Origin of the sequence: Arthrobacter sp. SO5, from assembly GCF_020532805.1 — a bacterium.
Taxonomy (GTDB): domain Bacteria; phylum Actinomycetota; class Actinomycetes; order Actinomycetales; family Micrococcaceae; genus Arthrobacter.
On the sequence record NZ_MQTQ01000065.1, the window covers coordinates 1 to 15,117 of the forward strand.

Annotated in this window: 14 protein-coding genes and 1 pseudogene; 7 read left to right on the forward strand and 8 right to left on the reverse strand. The window is 67.6% G+C overall.

Going from position 1 to position 15,117, the window contains the following annotated elements; genetic code table 11:
* Nucleotides 1-524: pseudogene (locus BJG92_RS11840) on the forward strand (hypothetical protein); the annotation flags it as partial.
* Between the two features lie 9 nt (nt 525-533).
* Entirely contained in the window at nt 534-1,205 is a 672-nt protein-coding gene (locus BJG92_RS11845; protein ID WP_232084206.1) for a peptide deformylase, read from the forward strand.
* A gap of 15 nt (nt 1,206-1,220) precedes the next feature.
* Here the strand turns inward: BJG92_RS11845 and BJG92_RS11850 are convergent, their stop codons facing one another.
* On the reverse strand, nt 1,221-3,383 hold the full coding sequence (locus BJG92_RS11850) for a S9 family peptidase (protein ID WP_232084207.1): 2,163 nt from the start codon (nt 3,381-3,383) through the stop codon (nt 1,221-1,223).
* A gap of 117 nt (nt 3,384-3,500) precedes the next feature.
* Here BJG92_RS11850 and BJG92_RS11855 point away from each other — a divergent pair, with 117 nt between their 5' ends.
* From BJG92_RS11855 to BJG92_RS11875, 5 genes are all read left to right on the forward strand, one after another.
* Nucleotides 3,501-4,376, forward strand: coding sequence for a methyltransferase domain-containing protein (locus BJG92_RS11855; RefSeq protein ID WP_232084208.1), 876 nt, complete (start codon nt 3,501-3,503; stop codon nt 4,374-4,376).
* Between the two features lie 146 nt (nt 4,377-4,522).
* Complete coding sequence (locus BJG92_RS11860) at nt 4,523-4,984, forward strand: NfeD family protein (RefSeq protein WP_232084209.1); 462 nt, start codon at nt 4,523-4,525, stop codon at nt 4,982-4,984.
* 97 nt (nt 4,985-5,081) lie between these two features.
* The gene (locus BJG92_RS11865) at nt 5,082-6,107 is read left to right on the forward strand and encodes an SPFH domain-containing protein (RefSeq protein ID WP_232084210.1); all 1,026 of its coding nucleotides are present in this window, start codon (nt 5,082-5,084) and stop codon (nt 6,105-6,107) included.
* Nucleotides 6,108-6,493: 386 nt separating this feature from the next.
* Complete coding sequence (locus BJG92_RS11870) at nt 6,494-6,841, forward strand: RNA polymerase-binding protein RbpA (RefSeq protein ID WP_232084211.1); 348 nt, start codon at nt 6,494-6,496, stop codon at nt 6,839-6,841.
* A 282-nt stretch (nt 6,842-7,123) separates the two neighbouring features.
* Nucleotides 7,124-7,375, forward strand: coding sequence for a hypothetical protein (locus tag BJG92_RS11875; RefSeq protein WP_232084212.1), 252 nt, complete (start codon nt 7,124-7,126; stop codon nt 7,373-7,375).
* A gap of 132 nt (nt 7,376-7,507) precedes the next feature.
* On the opposite strand, the gene BJG92_RS11880 is transcribed toward BJG92_RS11875, so the two are convergent.
* From BJG92_RS11880 to BJG92_RS11910, 7 genes are all read right to left on the reverse strand, one after another.
* Nucleotides 7,508-8,278 carry a polyprenol monophosphomannose synthase gene (locus BJG92_RS11880; RefSeq protein WP_232084213.1) on the reverse strand — a complete coding sequence of 257 codons (771 nt, stop codon included), beginning with the start codon at nt 8,276-8,278 and terminating at the stop codon, nt 7,508-7,510.
* A 438-nt stretch (nt 8,279-8,716) separates the two neighbouring features.
* Nucleotides 8,717-10,357 (reverse strand): amidohydrolase, encoded by a 1,641-nt coding sequence (locus BJG92_RS11885; RefSeq protein ID WP_232084214.1) that lies wholly within the window; start codon nt 10,355-10,357, stop codon nt 8,717-8,719.
* A 95-nt stretch (nt 10,358-10,452) separates the two neighbouring features.
* Entirely contained in the window at nt 10,453-13,344 is a 2,892-nt protein-coding gene (locus BJG92_RS11890) for an RNA helicase (RefSeq protein WP_232084215.1), read from the reverse strand.
* A 24-nt stretch (nt 13,345-13,368) separates the two neighbouring features.
* A complete protein-coding gene (gene tatC / locus BJG92_RS11895) occupies nt 13,369-14,163 on the reverse strand; it encodes a twin-arginine translocase subunit TatC (RefSeq protein WP_374199791.1) in 795 nt (264 codons plus the stop codon).
* Nucleotides 14,164-14,211: 48 nt separating this feature from the next.
* A complete protein-coding gene (gene tatA / locus BJG92_RS11900) occupies nt 14,212-14,481 on the reverse strand; it encodes a Sec-independent protein translocase subunit TatA (RefSeq protein ID WP_232084217.1) in 270 nt (89 codons plus the stop codon).
* 35 nt (nt 14,482-14,516) lie between these two features.
* Nucleotides 14,517-14,906 (reverse strand): alkaline shock response membrane anchor protein AmaP, encoded by a 390-nt coding sequence (locus tag BJG92_RS11905; RefSeq protein ID WP_232084218.1) that lies wholly within the window; start codon nt 14,904-14,906, stop codon nt 14,517-14,519.
* 26 nt (nt 14,907-14,932) lie between these two features.
* Nucleotides 14,933-15,117: WYL domain-containing protein (locus tag BJG92_RS11910; protein ID WP_232084219.1), on the reverse strand; the 185-nt coding region annotated here is incomplete at its 5' end.

Genomic DNA, 15,117 nt, shown 5'->3' on the forward strand with positions numbered 1-15,117 from the left:
CCGCCACGCCCCTTCCCGCCACGCCCCTTCCCGTGACCAGCGTCCCCGCGACAGACCCGTACGGAGTGCTTAGCCGGAACAATGCGGAAATGTGCCTCGCCCAGGCGGCAGCCGCAGTCACCGGAATCCGGTTGGCGCCGGAACTCGAGGTGTCCGCTGACACCAAAACCGCCGTCGTGCGGCTCATGATCACACCGCGGAGCACCCCCGGCGCAGTGAACCCGGGTTCGGCGGGCACCCTGACCATTGACCGGATCGACGGCACCACCTTGCTGGAAGAAGTCCAGGCCGTCCCGTGGCCCCGCTCCGTGACGGTCAGCGCCGGCGGCCCAAACCAGGAGCTGAGACTGGGCATCCGGCCCGCGCGCTGCGATCCGCACGCCGTCGCGGAGGACAAAGTGGGGACGCTGCTGCCGCTCCGTGTGCACGCCGGCGGGCGGGAAGGGGTGCTGAAGATTGACGCCGGGCCGGTGTTACGCGGACATATCTACGACTTCGTCACCGCAGCATGCGGACGCCAGTAGTCTGTTTCCATGCCGCCTGCCACCAAACCCACCGACTTCAGCGCAGCCCGGATTCAGGAGACTGTCCAGCAGATCCTCACCGCCGGGGTGCTTCCGCAGATTGTCCAGGCCGGCCATCCGGTCCTTCGGCACGTTGCCGCGCCCTTTGAAGGCCAGTTGAGCGGCGCGGAACTCGGGCAACTGATCGACCTGATGCACAGTGTCATGCACAAGGCGCCAGGCGTCGGCCTGGCCGCCCCGCAGCTGGGGATACCCCTGCAGCTCGCCGTCCTGGAGGACCTGTTCGAGGTCGACGCCGACGTTGCCGCCGTCCGCGGCCGGGAACCGCTGGAGTTTTTCGCCATGCTGAACCCAAGCTACCGGCCCCTCGGCGGGCGGGCGGTGGCGTTTTACGAGGGCTGCCTGTCCGTGAACGGCCTGCAGGCCGCCGTCGGCCGGTCCGAGTCCATCCGGCTCGACTACACCACCCCGGACGGCACCCGGACGCAGCGTGACTTCAGCGGCTGGCAGGCACGAATCGTCCAGCACGAGACGGACCATCTGCACGGGATCCTCTACCTGGACCGGGCCGAGCTGCGGTCGCTCAGCTCCAACGCCGAGTACTCCGCCCGGTGGGCCCAGCCGGACATCAGCCTCGCCCGCAAGGAACTCGGGTTCCTGCCCGAAGGCCCGGCCGCGTAGCACGCCCCGGCGGTGTCACTCCCTCGGGTCCGCTGCAGGGTTCACTGCAGGGTTGGCCGCAGGGTCCGCTGCAGGGTCGGCTGCAGGGCCGGCTGCCGGGTTCGCTGCGGTCGGCAGGTAGCGGGACCACCACTGCAGGATCTGGTCGAAACGCTGCTTGCGGTGGTGCGGTGTTCCGGACCGTGAGAGCTCATGGTTTTCCCCCGGGAAGACCAGGAACGCAGCCTCTATCCCCAGCAGCTTGAGGGCCGTGAAGTACCGCTGGCCCTGCTCTACCGGGCACCGCAGGTCCTCCTCGCTGTGAATGACAAGGGCCGGTGTGCGGACCCGGTCCACGCGCGCCATCGGGCTCTGGGCTGTCATCTGCTCCGGCGTGCGGCCGGTGTATTCGCCGCCGAAAAACCAGCCGATGTCGGACGAACCGGTGAAGCTGACCGGGTCCAGGAAACCGCGTTCCACGATGGCTGCCTTGAAACGGTGATCGTGGCTGATGGTCCAGGCGGTGAGGTAGCCGCCGTAGGAGCCGCCCATGATGCCGAGGGCCCCGGCGTCGAGGTCCTCGAACTTCCCGAGGGCGCCGTCCAGGAACGCAGTGACGTCCTGCATATCCAGGGTGCCCATGTGCTCCTTGATGGCCCGCCCGTGCGCCTGGCCGTAGCCGGCGGAACCGCGCGGGTTGCACATCAGCACCGCGTAGCCCGCGCCGGCATAGACCTGTGCCTCGTCGAAGAGGGCCCCGGTGAACTGGGCAAACGGGCCGCCGTGGATGTTCAGCAGCACCGGATGCGGGCCCTTGCCTGCCGGCCGCACGAGCCAGCCATGGACCGGGTAGCCGTCGGCGGACGGAAAGGTCACTTGCTCCGGCTCGATGATGCCGGCCTCCGAACGCAGCGGCGCGGAGAAATCGGTCAGGAGCCGGAGCTCGCCGCCGTCGAGCACCGCGAGGTCTCCGGCGGTCGTGGAGTCGCTGAAACTGACCACCACGGAAGGTCCGGCCGCGGCGGCTCCGGTGACCTCGCGGTCGCCGTGGACCAGCAGGGCAGAGTCCCCGGCTGCATCGAACTCGAGGAGTTCAACCGTCCCGTGCGCAGTGTTCAGGAGCAGGGCACTGCTGGGTCCGCGGAGTTCGATCAGGCCGGCGCAGCCGAGGTCCAAGGCTTCAACGTCGCTCAGCACCGTGGCGTCGCCGCCCGCAGCCGGCATCACGTAGAGCGCGGTGTTCCGCGCCACGAAGTCCTGGCCCGACGCGCCGAGCTCCTGGGCGAGGAAGAACAGCCAGTTGCCGTCCCGGGACTGGCGGACCGCGCTGACGGTCTGGCGCCCCGTGTTGGCGGGTGCGACGGGCTTTGGTTCCCTTGAGCCGGCTCCGTCCCCGGCAGGTCCTCCCCCGGCAGGTCCTCCCCCGATAGGGATGCTGTAGATGCCGCTGGCCAGATCGGCGTCGCTGCCCTCGTGCAGCGCCGCGGTGAAGTAGACGCAACGTCCGTCAGTGCTGAAGCTGGCGCCGTTGTGGTCCGTGGCAGCCGAGGTCAACTGGATCGCGGCCGGCAGCAACCCGGTGGCCCCGGCCTGGGCCCCGCTGGTTCCACCGGGGCCCGCGGCGGTCCGTGCCGAGAGCGCCCGGCCCGTCGGCACCACCTTCGGTTCCGCGTCCAGTGCCGGAAGCTCCACGAGGAAGAGCTGGAGCGGCTTGTCCGCCGTATAGCCGACGCCGTTCATCCGGTATTGGTAGTCGGTGATCAACCGGGCATCTTCGCTGCCGGCGGAGATGCCCTCGACGCTGCCGTACCGGCCGGGCGCCGGAGTCCTCGCGCTGAAGAGAATGCTGCGCGAATCCGGCGACCACGCAAAAGAGGAAACCCCCAGCGGGGCCCCTGTGACCGGCTGGGGTTCGCCGCCGGCCGACTCCACGACGTGGAGCTGGGGCTTTCCGCCGGCGGCGGCGCGCAGGAATGCCAGCACCAGGCCATCCGGGGAGAAGTCCGGTGCCGTGTCCCGGAATCCCCGGGTCAGCCGGCGCGGACGCTTGCCGGGGTCCAGCGGAACATTCCATAACTGGCCAACGTAGGCGTCGGCGTCGAAGTCGGGACGGACCACCGACACGACGGCCCTGGACCCGTCCGGATGCACAGCGGGGGCGGAGACGGACTTCAGCAGCGGAAGATGTTCGGATTTCACGCTTGCGAGCCTAACCCTAGATCCGCTGTCCGTGAAATAGCTCACATCCTCCGGCCGCGCCCGGGCCCCGAGCCGGGTCCCGCATCCGGACCCGCAGCACGCCCTAGGATGGACGGTATGTTCCCCGCTTTTGCTGCCTCCCTTCTGTGCCCGGTCTGCCGGACCAGCCTCGGGTTCAGCGACGGCGAACGCCGTACCCTTGCCTGCGCTGCGGGCCACAGCTTCGACGCCGCCCGGCAGGGCTACTTCAACTTCCTGGTCGGCAAAGGGACCGTGTTCGAAGCGGACACAGCGGATATGGTGGCGGCGCGCTTCGACTTCCTCTCGGCCGGCCACTACTCCAAGCTCGCCGAGGCCGCGGCGGAGCTGGTAGCCCCGGCCCTCCAGGGCCGTTCCCCCGGCGCAGCGGCCACGGTGCTCGACGCCGGAACGGGCACCGGACACTACCTGCGGGCTGTGCTGGACCGGGCGCTCGTGGAGGGTGCACCGGTGGAGGCAATCGGACTGGACATCTCGAAGTTCGCTCTGCGCCGGGCAGCAAAACTCAACCCCGAGGCGGTGAACCTTGCCGGTGACGTCTGGCAGCCGCTGCCGGTTGGCGACGACGCAGTCGACGCCGTCACCGTGGTCTTTGCGCCGCGCAACGCGGCGGACTTCGCCCGAGTGCTCCGTCCCGGCGGACGCCTCATTGTGGTCACGCCGAGGCCGGGCCACCTTGCGGAGATCGCCGGTCAGACCGGCATGCTGGGGATCGAACCGGCCAAGGACGAGCGCCTCGCGGCCTCGCTCGAGGGGCACTTCGCTCTGCTCGCTGCCCGCGACCTGGATCTGCAGCTCTCACTGACCCCGGACGACGCCGTCCGGCTGGCCCTCATGGGACCCGCAGGCCACCACCTGGACCGTGGGGCACTGGCCTCCCTCACGGCGGGCTTTCCACCGCTGACCCGGGTCTCGGCCCGGTTCCGGCTCAGCGTCTTCGTGCCCCGGCCCTAAGCGGGACCGGCCCAGCGAGATAACGACTTGGCCACACTGGCGCCCTATTGCCTGCGGCCCTCGGCAGGCCTTGCCCTTCGGTTTAGGATGGAACCACAGTTACTGAGGGTCTGCGCCCGCAGCTCCCGGCAGCGAAGGGGGACAAGATGAATGAATGGCTGGCCGAAAACCTGTGGTCATTGTGGCTCACGGTCTTCCTGGTGTTCGCTGTGGTGGAAATGCTCACCCTTGACCTCTTCTTCATCATGCTCGGGGGTGGGGCCATCGCCGGGCTCCTGGCAGATTTCGCCGGCGCGGACTTCTGGCTCCAGATTATTGCCTTCTGCGTGGTCTCGCTGCTCATGATCGGCTTTGTCCGGCCCGTCGCCCTCAAGCATCTTCACAAGGGTCCGGCCGACCAGCGCAGCAACATCGAGCGGCTGATCGGCGAATCCGCCCTCGTCATGGAACTGGTCAGCGCAAGCGGCGGACTCGTGAAGATTGGCGGCGACGTCTGGAGTGCCCGGTCGGAAACCGGAGTCCTCGCGCCCGGCGAGTACGCCGTGGTGAGCGCGATCGATGGCGCCACCGCCGTCGTAGCACCGCAGCCTGAAAGCGCCATTCAATGACTGGTACAAGTATTCCGGCTGCCGCCACCGGCGCCGGGCACGCGGCGAAACAGTGCCGCACACCATAGCAGGGCAAAATCTGGGGAAAAGGTGATGTATGGATATCGCAGTCGCAATCGTGCTGCTGGTTCTCGTTGCGTTCGTCATAATCGTGCTGGTCCGTTCGGTGCGCATTGTTCCGCAGGCGCGGGCAGGCGTCGTGGAACGGCTGGGCAAATACCAGCGCACCCTGAACCCCGGCCTCACGATCCTGATCCCGTTCGTGGACAGGCTGCTGCCGTTGCTGGATCTGCGCGAACAGGTGGTCTCCTTCCCCCCGCAGCCGGTGATTACCGAAGACAACCTTGTGGTCTCGATCGACACCGTGGTCTACTTCCAGGTCACTGACGCCCGGGCCGCAACGTATGAGATTGCCAACTACATCCAGGCCGTCGAGCAGCTGACCACGACCACGCTGCGTAACGTCGTCGGCGGCCTGAACCTCGAGGAGGCGCTCACCTCCCGCGACCAGATCAACGGCCAGCTCCGCGGTGTGCTGGACGAAGCGACCGGCCGCTGGGGTATCCGCGTTTCCAGGGTTGAGCTCAAGGCGATCGATCCGCCCCACTCCATCCAGGACTCTATGGAGAAGCAGATGCGCGCCGAGCGTGACCGCCGCGCCGCCATCCTGACCGCGGAAGGGACCAAGCAGTCCGCCATCCTCACGGCCGAAGGACAGCGGCAGTCTTCGATCCTGAAGGCCGAAGGCGACGCCAAGGCCGCGATCCTTCGTGCCGACGGCGAGGCCCAGGCCATTCAGAAGGTGTTCGACGCCATCCATAAGGGCAACCCGGACCAGAAGCTGCTCGCCTACCAGTACCTGCAGGTCCTCCCAAAGATCGCCGAGGGGACATCCAACAAGCTTTGGATCATTCCGAGCGAGGTGGGCGAAGCGCTGAAGGGCATTGGCAGCGCCATCGGCGGCAGCAAGCCCGGCCAGTCCGCCGAAGGACTGTTCGGACCGGATTCGGCCGCCGGACCGGCTGCTCCAGCCAATGGCGCAACCAGCCCGGCAGCGCAGGCCGCAGCCCCTGTTGCCCCTGTTGCCGGCACCGCCGCGTTCCTGGCCAAGCCGGAGGCCTAAACCGGGCCCGGCAGGCCCGGCCGCTGTCCTGGCCCTCACCTGGTCACCAAGGGGAGGCACACCGCACACGCGGGTGCCTCCCCTTTCCCTTGCCCGGGTGTTCGTTCCCGGGTGTCCTGGCGGAGGCCCCCGGCCGGGTGCGGACGAAATTCGGCGCCGGAGGCTTTACCAGGGGCGCGGTGTTCCCGTATACTTGAATATTTGTCCGGCTGGTTCATCCCAGTGGAACAATTACGCTTCGCGAAGCGTTTAATCCAGTGATGACTTGGCCGGTATTGCTCCGGCTTTCCAGGGATTAAGCGCAACGCAAACAGGAGTCCGGCGAGGCCTCACAGCCCCCGGCCAGCGCAGGGCTTGACCCTGCGGACCGAATAGAGGGAGAAAAGATGAGCGATCGCAGCCTGCGGGGTATGCGCCTTGGCGCACAGAGCATGGAGACCGAATCCGGCGTCGAACCGGCTCCGCGCCAGCGGGTTGAATACCGCTGCGAGGACGGCGAGCAGGTATTCGTGACCTTCTCCTCCGAAGCGGAGATCCCCCCCGTATGGGTTTCGAAGACGGGCAAGGAAGCCTTGCTGGTCAACGGCGAACGGCCCGTCAACAGCAACGAGAAAGCCGTCCGCACGCACTGGGACATGCTCCTGGAACGGCGCTCCCTTCCTGAGCTCGAGCAGATCCTCGAAGACCGCCTCACGATCCTGCGCGAACGCCGCGGCGAACGCCGTTCGGCCTGAGCCGGAGCGCACGCCATAGCAAGCGCACGATAGCAAGAAAAGCCGGGCCCACGCGTCATTCCTGACGGTGGGCCCGGCCCTTCTGCTTGACGCCGGCAGCGCTGCTGGGGTCGCATACAAAAACGGAAAAGAGTCCTGCGCTGCTGGCTCAGAACAGTCTCTCCGGTACCGTAGGAAAAAGAGGTCGGCTAGGCTTTTGTCCGGGTAGTGAGCACTTCATGATCCTCGGACGAGTGCTGTGTCAACCCGATTCTGACAAGGCAACGTTTGTGGAAGGTCGTCATGGGGCAGTACGTGCAAGTCTTCGGATCGCTTCTTGTTCTCGCCGGATTCGCCCTCGCCCAATGGGGCTTCCTCGACCAGAAATCAACCCGCTACCTCATCCTGAACGTTATCGGATCGGCGACGCTGGCAGTTAACGCCCTCTTCGAGCAGCAGTGGGGATTCCTTCTCCTTGAGGGCGTATGGGCGATCGTATCCTCAATCAGCCTCATTGATGTTCTTCGTCGACGTCGGGCGAAAAACGACCGATAGAGGCACCGAAAGGCCCTACCGGACGCACCCGGGCTGGGTTCCCTGAACAAACTGCCGGTTGAAACTGACGTCGTCGCTGCCAACCGATGTTTGCCTGACCGAAATTCCGGCAGCGTCCCCCCGCGGAAGCCGCTAGCGGGCGGTCTTGCCGGGCTTCCTGCCCGCCACTTTGCCGGCCACCTTGCCCGAGAGTGTGTTCCAGCGCGCCGTGAGGCCCCACTTGGTGACGTTGATCATGGCTTCGACCACGATGTTTCCGCTCATCTTCGAGGCGCCGAGTTCGCGCTCCACGAAGGTAATGGGGCGTTCCACGATATTCAGCCCGAGCTTCGCGACGCGCCAGGCGAGGTCCACCTGGAAGCCGTAGCCGACGGAGTCTACGGCGTCGAGGTTCAGCTTCTCGAGGGTGGTCCGCCGGAAGGCGCGGAAACCGCCCGTGACATCCTTGATGCTGACGCCGAGCATGATCCGTGCATACGTGCTGCCGACCCGGGAAATGGCCTGCCGGTACAGCGGCCAGTTGACGACGCTCCCCCCGGGCACCCAGCGGGATCCCATCGCCAGGTCGGCACCTTGTTCCACTGCCTCGAGCAGCTGCGGGAGCTGTTCGGGCTGATGGGATCCGTCGGCGTCCATTTCAACGAGGACGTCGTAACCGGCGTCGAGGCCCCACCGGAAGCCGGCGATGTAGGCGGCACCGAGGCCGGCCTTGCCTTCGCGGTGCAGGACATGGACCTGGCTGTCTTCGGCGGCGATCCGGTCCGCGAGCTGCCCTGTGCCGTCGGGGCTGTTGTCGTCGACGACCAGGACGTCGGAGCCGGGCACCGCCGCACGAAGGCGTCCGAGGGTCTTGGGCAACGATTCCAGCTCGTTATAGGTCGGGATGATCGTGAGGACACGCACAGCGAGGCCTTTCCTTGAAGGGAGCGGTCAGCGCGCCGGCCGGTCCGATGCTAGCGGACACCAGGCGCAACTCTCTATTATAGGGAGTCGCAGGGCCCTTCAGGGCCGCATGTGGGTTCCCGGGGCAGGTCCACCCGCTTCGGGCCAGTACCGGCAAGGCACGAAAGTGCCGCCGGAACCGTTTTCTGCTGCAAAGTGGACCCGCCCCTGGAGTGCCCATGGTCATGACCAAGGCGGTTGCCGCGGTTGCGGCAGCCTGGAACTGACCGGGGATGCCCGGAGTCTGCGCTGTGTGCGCAACCCTCCGTGACCCTCAATGCTACGGACCGGCCCAAATCTGTCAACCGGAGCGTGACCTGCCGTTTCGTCCATCGCCGCAGGCCAGGGGCACGTTTTGGGAGACCAACTTTCGGTGCGGTGCGGCGCGCCGGGGCCGAGTCAGGCGCCGAGCGCACCGTCGGAGAACAATTCGCGCCCGTCCCGCACGGTCAGCAGGCAGGCAGGATCGGTACCGGTATCCAGGGCGGGCAACAGTGGGGTCCGGGCACGGGGATCGGTGCTCCAGGACTGGACCCGGCCGTCTGAGACCTGGACCATGAGTTCCTCGACGTCCCAGACGGCGAAGCTGGCGGGCGCGCCGGGAACCAGCTGCCCGGCCATCGGGTTCCGGTACCGGGCGGCCCGCCAGCCGGCGCGGGTGTGGCCAAGAAAAGCTGCGCGGGCCGAGATCTGTTCGGCCGGGTTGTTGTGCTGCAGGCAGGCCCGGACACTGGACCAGGGGCGGAGCGGCGTCACCGGGGAGTCGCTGCCGAAGCAAACGGGCACCCCGGCGGCGTAGAGGGATCCGAAACGGTTCATCCCGGCGCGCCGGCCGCCCAGGCGCTGCTGGTAGAGGCGGCCATCGCCGCCCCAGGCTGAGTCGAAGCACGGCTGCGCGCTGACTGTCACGGCGTATTTGGCGAGCCGGCTGATGGCGTCCGCGTCGGCCAGCTCGACGTGCTCGAAGCGGTGGCCGGCGGCGCGGATCTTCTGCTCGCCGACTTCCGCGGCCGCCAGCTCCAGCGCATCCAGCGCAGCGTCGAGGCCGGCGTCACCGATGACGTGGAAGCCTGCCTGGATGCCCAGCCGCGAGCAGGCCGCCAGATGCGCGGCCGCTTCCGCGACCGAAAGGTACAGGCTGCCCCGCTCCCCCGGTGCGTCGCTGTAGTCCGCCCGCAGCGCCGCGGTCCGCGAACCGATGGAGCCGTCGATGTTCAGGTCGCCGGCGAGGCCGAGCACGGACACGCCCAGGCCCGCGAGGATGGACTGGGCATGTTCCGACGAGGTGGCAAGCTGGCCCCAGTACGGCAGGATTTCGGGGACGGCGTCGGCGCCCGTGTTCCAGGCGGCCGCGAGCTGCAGGTCCTCGATGCTGCCGATGTGCGGGGCGGCCATCTCGGCCAGTGCCACGTAGCCGTTGGCGGCCGCCTCGGCCAGGGCCCGCTGCTGGTAGCCGCGGAGCGAGGCGGCGGGCAGCCGGCGGGCCGCCAGCCGGGCGGCGGTGTGCGCGGCGCGCTTGACCTGGCTGCCGGCGGAAGCGCCGTCCAGGCCTTCAATGCCGGCGGCCGCTGCCAGCGGTGAGGAGATCAGGGCCGAGTGCACGTCAACCCGGGACAGGTAGACTTTTCGGCCGTCGGCGGCGCGGTCGAGTTCTGCCGCCGAGGGCAGGGCCGGATCGGCCCACAGGGTCTCGTCCCAGCCGTGGCCCAGGACGGTGCCGCGGGCCGGTGCGGCAGCGACGGCCTCGAGCAGGTCCCGGGCGGAGCGGACTCCGCCGAGCCGCAGTGAGTCCAGTGCGATCCCCGTCTCCGTCAAATGCACGTGGGAGTCGACGAAGCCCGGTGCCAGGAGTGCTCCGCGCAGGTCGATGACCTGCATGGAGGAATCGGCAATCGACGTGGCTGCGTGTTCGGAGCCGACCCACGCGACAGTATCGCCGTCGACCAGCATCGCCGTCGCAAAGGGATCGGCGGCCGTGTAGACGGAACCGTTGCGGTAGAGCGTCACCTTGCGGGCGGCGGCGGCCGGGGAATCGGTCATGGGGCAGGAACTCCTTGTTGCTGGTGGCCGGCGGGGTGCCGTGCCTGGTTGAAGAGGCGGAAAGTCCGGGGGCGGCCCCGTGCGGCCGGCGGCGGTCAGGCCACCGAGGAATAGGCGACGACGCCGCGCTTGAGGAGGCTGATGGCCTCCCCGCACAGCCGCGATACGCGCGGGTCCAGCGACGGGATCTTGGCCAGCTGGTCCAGCAGGTCTATCACCTGTTTCACCCAGCGGACGAAGTCGCCGGCGGCGAGGTCCGTGCCGCTGAGCACTTCCTGGAGGTGCCGGCCCTTGGCCCATTTGAAGATCGGCCAGACCAGGCCGAGCTCGGGTTCACCGGTCAGCGGAAGCTTGGCGGCTTCCTCGACGTCCTCCAGGGCTGACCATTCCCGCACGACGGTATCGACGGCGGATTCGAGTGCGACGCTGGGCATCTTGGGCCGCAGCCCGCGATCCTCCCGCTTGGCCTGGTACACCAGGATGCTGGCCAGGGCGGCGATTTCGGCGGCGTCCAGGTCCGTGAAGGCCCCCATCCGCAGGGACTGGGAAATGAGCAGGTCCTTCTCCCCATAGATCCGGCGCAGCCGTTGACCGTCGGGGCTGATGGTGAGCACGCCGGCGTCGGACGTCTCCAGGTACCCGTAGCTGCCCAGCACACCGCACACCCGGTCGAAGGTCTTCGCGATGGTGTTGGTGCGGCCCTGGATCTGCCGGACTAGGCCGTCGGTCTCCTGGCGGAGCTTCCACCAGCGCTCGGACCAGCGGGCGTGGTCCTCGCGTTCGCTGCAGCCATGGCAGGGGTGGGCCCGGAGCTCACGCCGCAGCTCGGCGATCCGCTTTTCCTGGTCCGGGAGCGCGGCGGCGCGGCCGAAGTCCTCGTCCCGGCCTGGCGGCGCCGGCGGCCGGTTGTCCCGGATGGCGTTGCGGACGGAGGACGCCAGATCCCGCCGTGATTTAGGCACCTTGGCGTTGAAGGACTTGGGGATCCGGATCCGGGTGATCGGCGCGAGCGGGCCTTCCACGTCCTGGGTGCTGATCCGGCGCAACTGGTTGTCCAGGGTCATCACAGCGGGGCGCGGTTCGCGGGAGTGGTGGTCGGAGCTGAGGACTACGGCGAGGCCCGGTGCCCTTCCGGTGGGCACGTCCACAACGTCCCCCGGCAGCAGCCGGCTCAGGGAATCCTCGGTGAGGGACTTGCGGGCCCGCGACGTGGTCTTGGAGGCGTTCCTTTCGGCGTCGGCGAGGTTCCGGCGCAGCCGGGAGTATTCGGTGAAATCGCCAAGGTGGCAGGTCATCGACTTGCTGAAGCCGGCGAGGGATTCCTCCCGGCTCCTGACCTGCCTGGCCAGCCCGACGACGGATCGGTCGGCCTGGAACTGGGCAAAGGAGGATTCGAGGATCTCGCGGGCCCGCGGGCGGCCGAACTGGGCCAGCAGGTTGATGGACATGTTGTAGGTGGGCCGGAAGCTGGAGTTCAGCGGATATGTGCGGCGCGAAGCGAGGCCTGCGACGGCGGCCGGATCGGTGCCCGGCTGCCACAGGACCACGGCGTGGCCCTCGACGTCGATCCCGCGGCGGCCGGCGCGGCCGGTCAGCTGGGTGTATTCCCCCGCGGTGATGTTCACGTGCGCCTCGCCGTTGAACTTCTCCAGCTTCTCGAGCACCACGCAGCGGGCGGGCATGTTGACCCCCAGTGCGAGGGTTTCGGTGGCGAAGACGGCCTTGACCAGTCCGTCGACGAAAAGCTTTTCCACGACTTCCTTGAAGGTGGGCAGCATGCCGGCGTGGTGCGCGGCGAGGCCGCGGAGCAGTCCGTCCCGCCAGGTCCAGAACCCGAGGACGTCGAGGTCGTCGGAGGGGATGTCCTGCGCGGCCTCGTCGACCCGACGGGCGATGATGAGCTGTTCCTTCTCGGTGGTCAGCCACAGCCCGGCGGAGACGCACTGGGCGACGGCGGCGTCGCAGCCGGCGCGGGAGAAAATGAACGTGATTGCCGGCAGGAGGTCCTGCCGGTCCAGGCTCGCGATGACCTGGGGGCGGCTGGCCTTGCGGACCGGGCTGCGCGGGCCGCCTTGGGGTTCGTCGTGCTGAGCGTGTTGGTTCCGCTGACGCCGCTGGTTGCGCCCACCATGGCCGAACCTGCCGCGGAAGTTCATCTGGCTTTCGGCGCGGGCCATCGAGAGCAGTTCCGGGTTGACCTCGAAGCCCGGGAGGGCGCTGAGATCGGCCGTGGCCGCAGTCACGGACACATCGGCGTCGCCCGCGGGGGCGATCTCATCGAAGCTCGTGTCACCGGCGAAGAGGTCCACGATCTTCCTGCCCACCATGACGTGCTGCCAGAGAGGCACCGGGCGGTGTTCGGAGACGATGACGTCGGTTTGTCCCCGCACCGTGTCCAGCCAGGCACCGAATTCCTCGGCGTTCGAGACCGTGGCGCTCAGCGAGGCGACCTGCACCTCGCTGGGCAGGTGGATGATGACCTCTTCCCAGACGGCACCGCGGAAACGGTCGGCGAGGTAGTGGACCTCGTCCATCACGACGAAGCCGAGGTCATCCAGTGTGTCCGAGTCCGCGTAGAGCATGTTGCGGAGCACCTCGGTGGTCATCACGACGACGGGGGCGTCACCGTTAATGCTGGTGTCGCCGGTCAGCAGGCCCACCTGGGCGGCACCGTACTTTTCCGCCAGTTCGGAGTACTTCTGGTTGCTCAGGGCCTTGATCGGGGTGGTGTAGAACGCCTTGAGTCCACGCTGCAGGGCCAGGTAGATGGCGAACTCCCCCACGATGGTCTTGCCCGCACCCGTAGGGGCGGCCACGAGCACGCCGCGGCCGGCCTGCAGCGAGAGGCACGCCTCGCGCTGGAAGTCATCGAGTTCGAATTCGAGCGTACGGATGAAGCCGCCCAGGTACGTTTTGGCTTCGGCGGTCCGCTCGGCACTGGCACGGTAGCGTTCGGACGGAGACTCCGGCACGGGTAGTGAGGACATGCTTCCAGCCTAGTGCGCGAACGGCTAGAGATTCTCCAGCTCGGAGCTGGGAGTTGGCACGTCCGCGGTGGCCTCGGTTTCCGCGGCCCGTTTGACGGCACGCCGCTCGCGGCGGCGGTCGTTGAGCAGGCACAGCCCGATGGCGGCGAAGAAGAGGACCAGCATGGGGCCGGCGAGGTAGAACATGCTCATGGCGTCCGCGCCCGGCGCCGCCATGGCGGCGAACAGGCAGACCAGGAAGACCGTGATGCGCCAGCTCTTGAGGAGCTGGGCGCCCTTGATCAGACCGGCCAGGTTGAGCCCGACCAGCACCACCGGGAGCAGGAAAGCGATGCCGAACGCCAGCAGCAGGCGCAGCACGAAGGAGAGGTAAATCTGGGCGCTGATGAAGTTTGAGCCGCCCGAGGGCGTGAAATCCGTCAGCACGCGCACAGCGTTGGGAAGCACGAGCCAGGCGAGGAGCACCCCGCCAATGAACAGCGGCACCGCGGCGGCGACGAAGGACAGGGCGAGCCGGCGTTCCTTCTTGTGCAGTCCGGGGACGATGAATGCCCACAGCTGGTAGAGCCAGACCGGGCTGGCGACGATCAGGCCCAGGAAGACGGACACCTGGATCATCAGGTCGAAGGAGCTTGCCACGCCGTCGAAGTTCAGCGTTGCCTGCCGGCCCTCGTGCTCGTTCAGATCGCGGATCGGTTTAATCAGAGCCGTCAGCATCGGCTGATAGGCGAGGAAGCCGACGACGGTTCCCACCAGGACCGCGATCGCGGACTTGAAGAGGCGGTTGCGCAGTTCTTTCAGGTGGTCGAGGAGCGCCATCCTCCCCTCGGGGTTCGATCGACGGCCCATGCTAACTGCCATGTGGTCTTAGACGCGGTTCGGGGGCGGAACGTCGGTTCCCTCACCGGCGCGGGTGTCCGCACCGGCGGATTTCGGGTGGTTCACGACGCGGCCCTCGACGGGTTCGGAGGCGTCCGGGGTGTCGGTGCCGCCGTCCTTTTTCATTTCCCGGACTTCCGACTTGAAAATGCGCATCGACTGGCCAAGGCTCCGGGCCATGCCGGGAAGCTTCGGCGCAGCAAAGAGCACCAATGCCAGAACGATGATGATGATGAGATGCCAGCCTTCAAGCCTCATGACGGGAGGTCCTTTCGTTTGAATACATCCTATGTCTAACTGAATTCGATGTCGCGCAGTGCCTGGGGCTGGCCGCGGTCCCGCTTTCGCTGGATCCGCCGGAGCCGGCGGGCCTCCTGCCGGGCCAGCTTGAACGCGTGATACTCATGCCGCATCCGGGCAGGCGGGGCGAAAACGGCCGAGCCGGGCGGATCCGCTGCTGCGGTGCCGCCGGCGCCGTTGGAGTCTAACGGGCCTACATGAACGCCGGCTGAACCGGGGGCTACGGGTCCGGTCGGCAGATGGCCGAACCGCTCCCCCGCCTCGCCGAGTTCCTTGACCGTGGCCATGAATTGCCGGAAAAGCCTGACTCCGAGCACGACGAAGAACAACAGTGACAGCGCGACGAGCGCTATCCAGATTACGATCCAGGACCACCAAGGCATGCTGAGTAGTCTAGCGGGGGTACCGCTCAGTCTTCATATTGGGCCAGGGCCTCGGCGAGCCAGGTCCGGGAGTCCGCTGCCAGGGATTCCGGCTGCACCAGCCGGGCGGTCCCGCCGTGCTGCGCGACGAACATCGGCAGCCAGTCCGTGCTGCCGAAGCGGATCTCGGCCAGCATCCCGCCGTCTGGCAGCGGTGCGGTGCGTTCGGCGT

Coding starts and splice junctions, on each gene's coding strand:
- BJG92_RS11865 (WP_232084210.1), top strand. CDS start 5,082: ATGGATATCGCAGTCGCAATCGTGCTGCTGGTTCTCGTTGCGTTCGTC.
- BJG92_RS11885 (WP_232084214.1), bottom strand. CDS start 10,357: ATGACCGATTCCCCGGCCGCCGCCGCCCGCAAGGTGACGCTCTACCGC.
- BJG92_RS11845 (WP_232084206.1), top strand. CDS start 534: ATGCCGCCTGCCACCAAACCCACCGACTTCAGCGCAGCCCGGATTCAG.
- BJG92_RS11855 (WP_232084208.1), top strand. CDS start 3,501: ATGTTCCCCGCTTTTGCTGCCTCCCTTCTGTGCCCGGTCTGCCGGACC.
- BJG92_RS11860 (WP_232084209.1), top strand. CDS start 4,523: ATGAATGAATGGCTGGCCGAAAACCTGTGGTCATTGTGGCTCACGGTC.
- tatA (WP_232084217.1), bottom strand. CDS start 14,481: ATGAGGCTTGAAGGCTGGCATCTCATCATCATCATCGTTCTGGCATTG.
- BJG92_RS11890 (WP_232084215.1), bottom strand. CDS start 13,344: ATGTCCTCACTACCCGTGCCGGAGTCTCCGTCCGAACGCTACCGTGCC.
- BJG92_RS11875 (WP_232084212.1), top strand. CDS start 7,124: ATGGGGCAGTACGTGCAAGTCTTCGGATCGCTTCTTGTTCTCGCCGGA.
- BJG92_RS11870 (WP_232084211.1), top strand. CDS start 6,494: ATGAGCGATCGCAGCCTGCGGGGTATGCGCCTTGGCGCACAGAGCATG.
- tatC (WP_374199791.1), bottom strand. CDS start 14,163: ATGGCGCTCCTCGACCACCTGAAAGAACTGCGCAACCGCCTCTTCAAG.
- BJG92_RS11905 (WP_232084218.1), bottom strand. CDS start 14,906: ATGCCTTGGTGGTCCTGGATCGTAATCTGGATAGCGCTCGTCGCGCTG.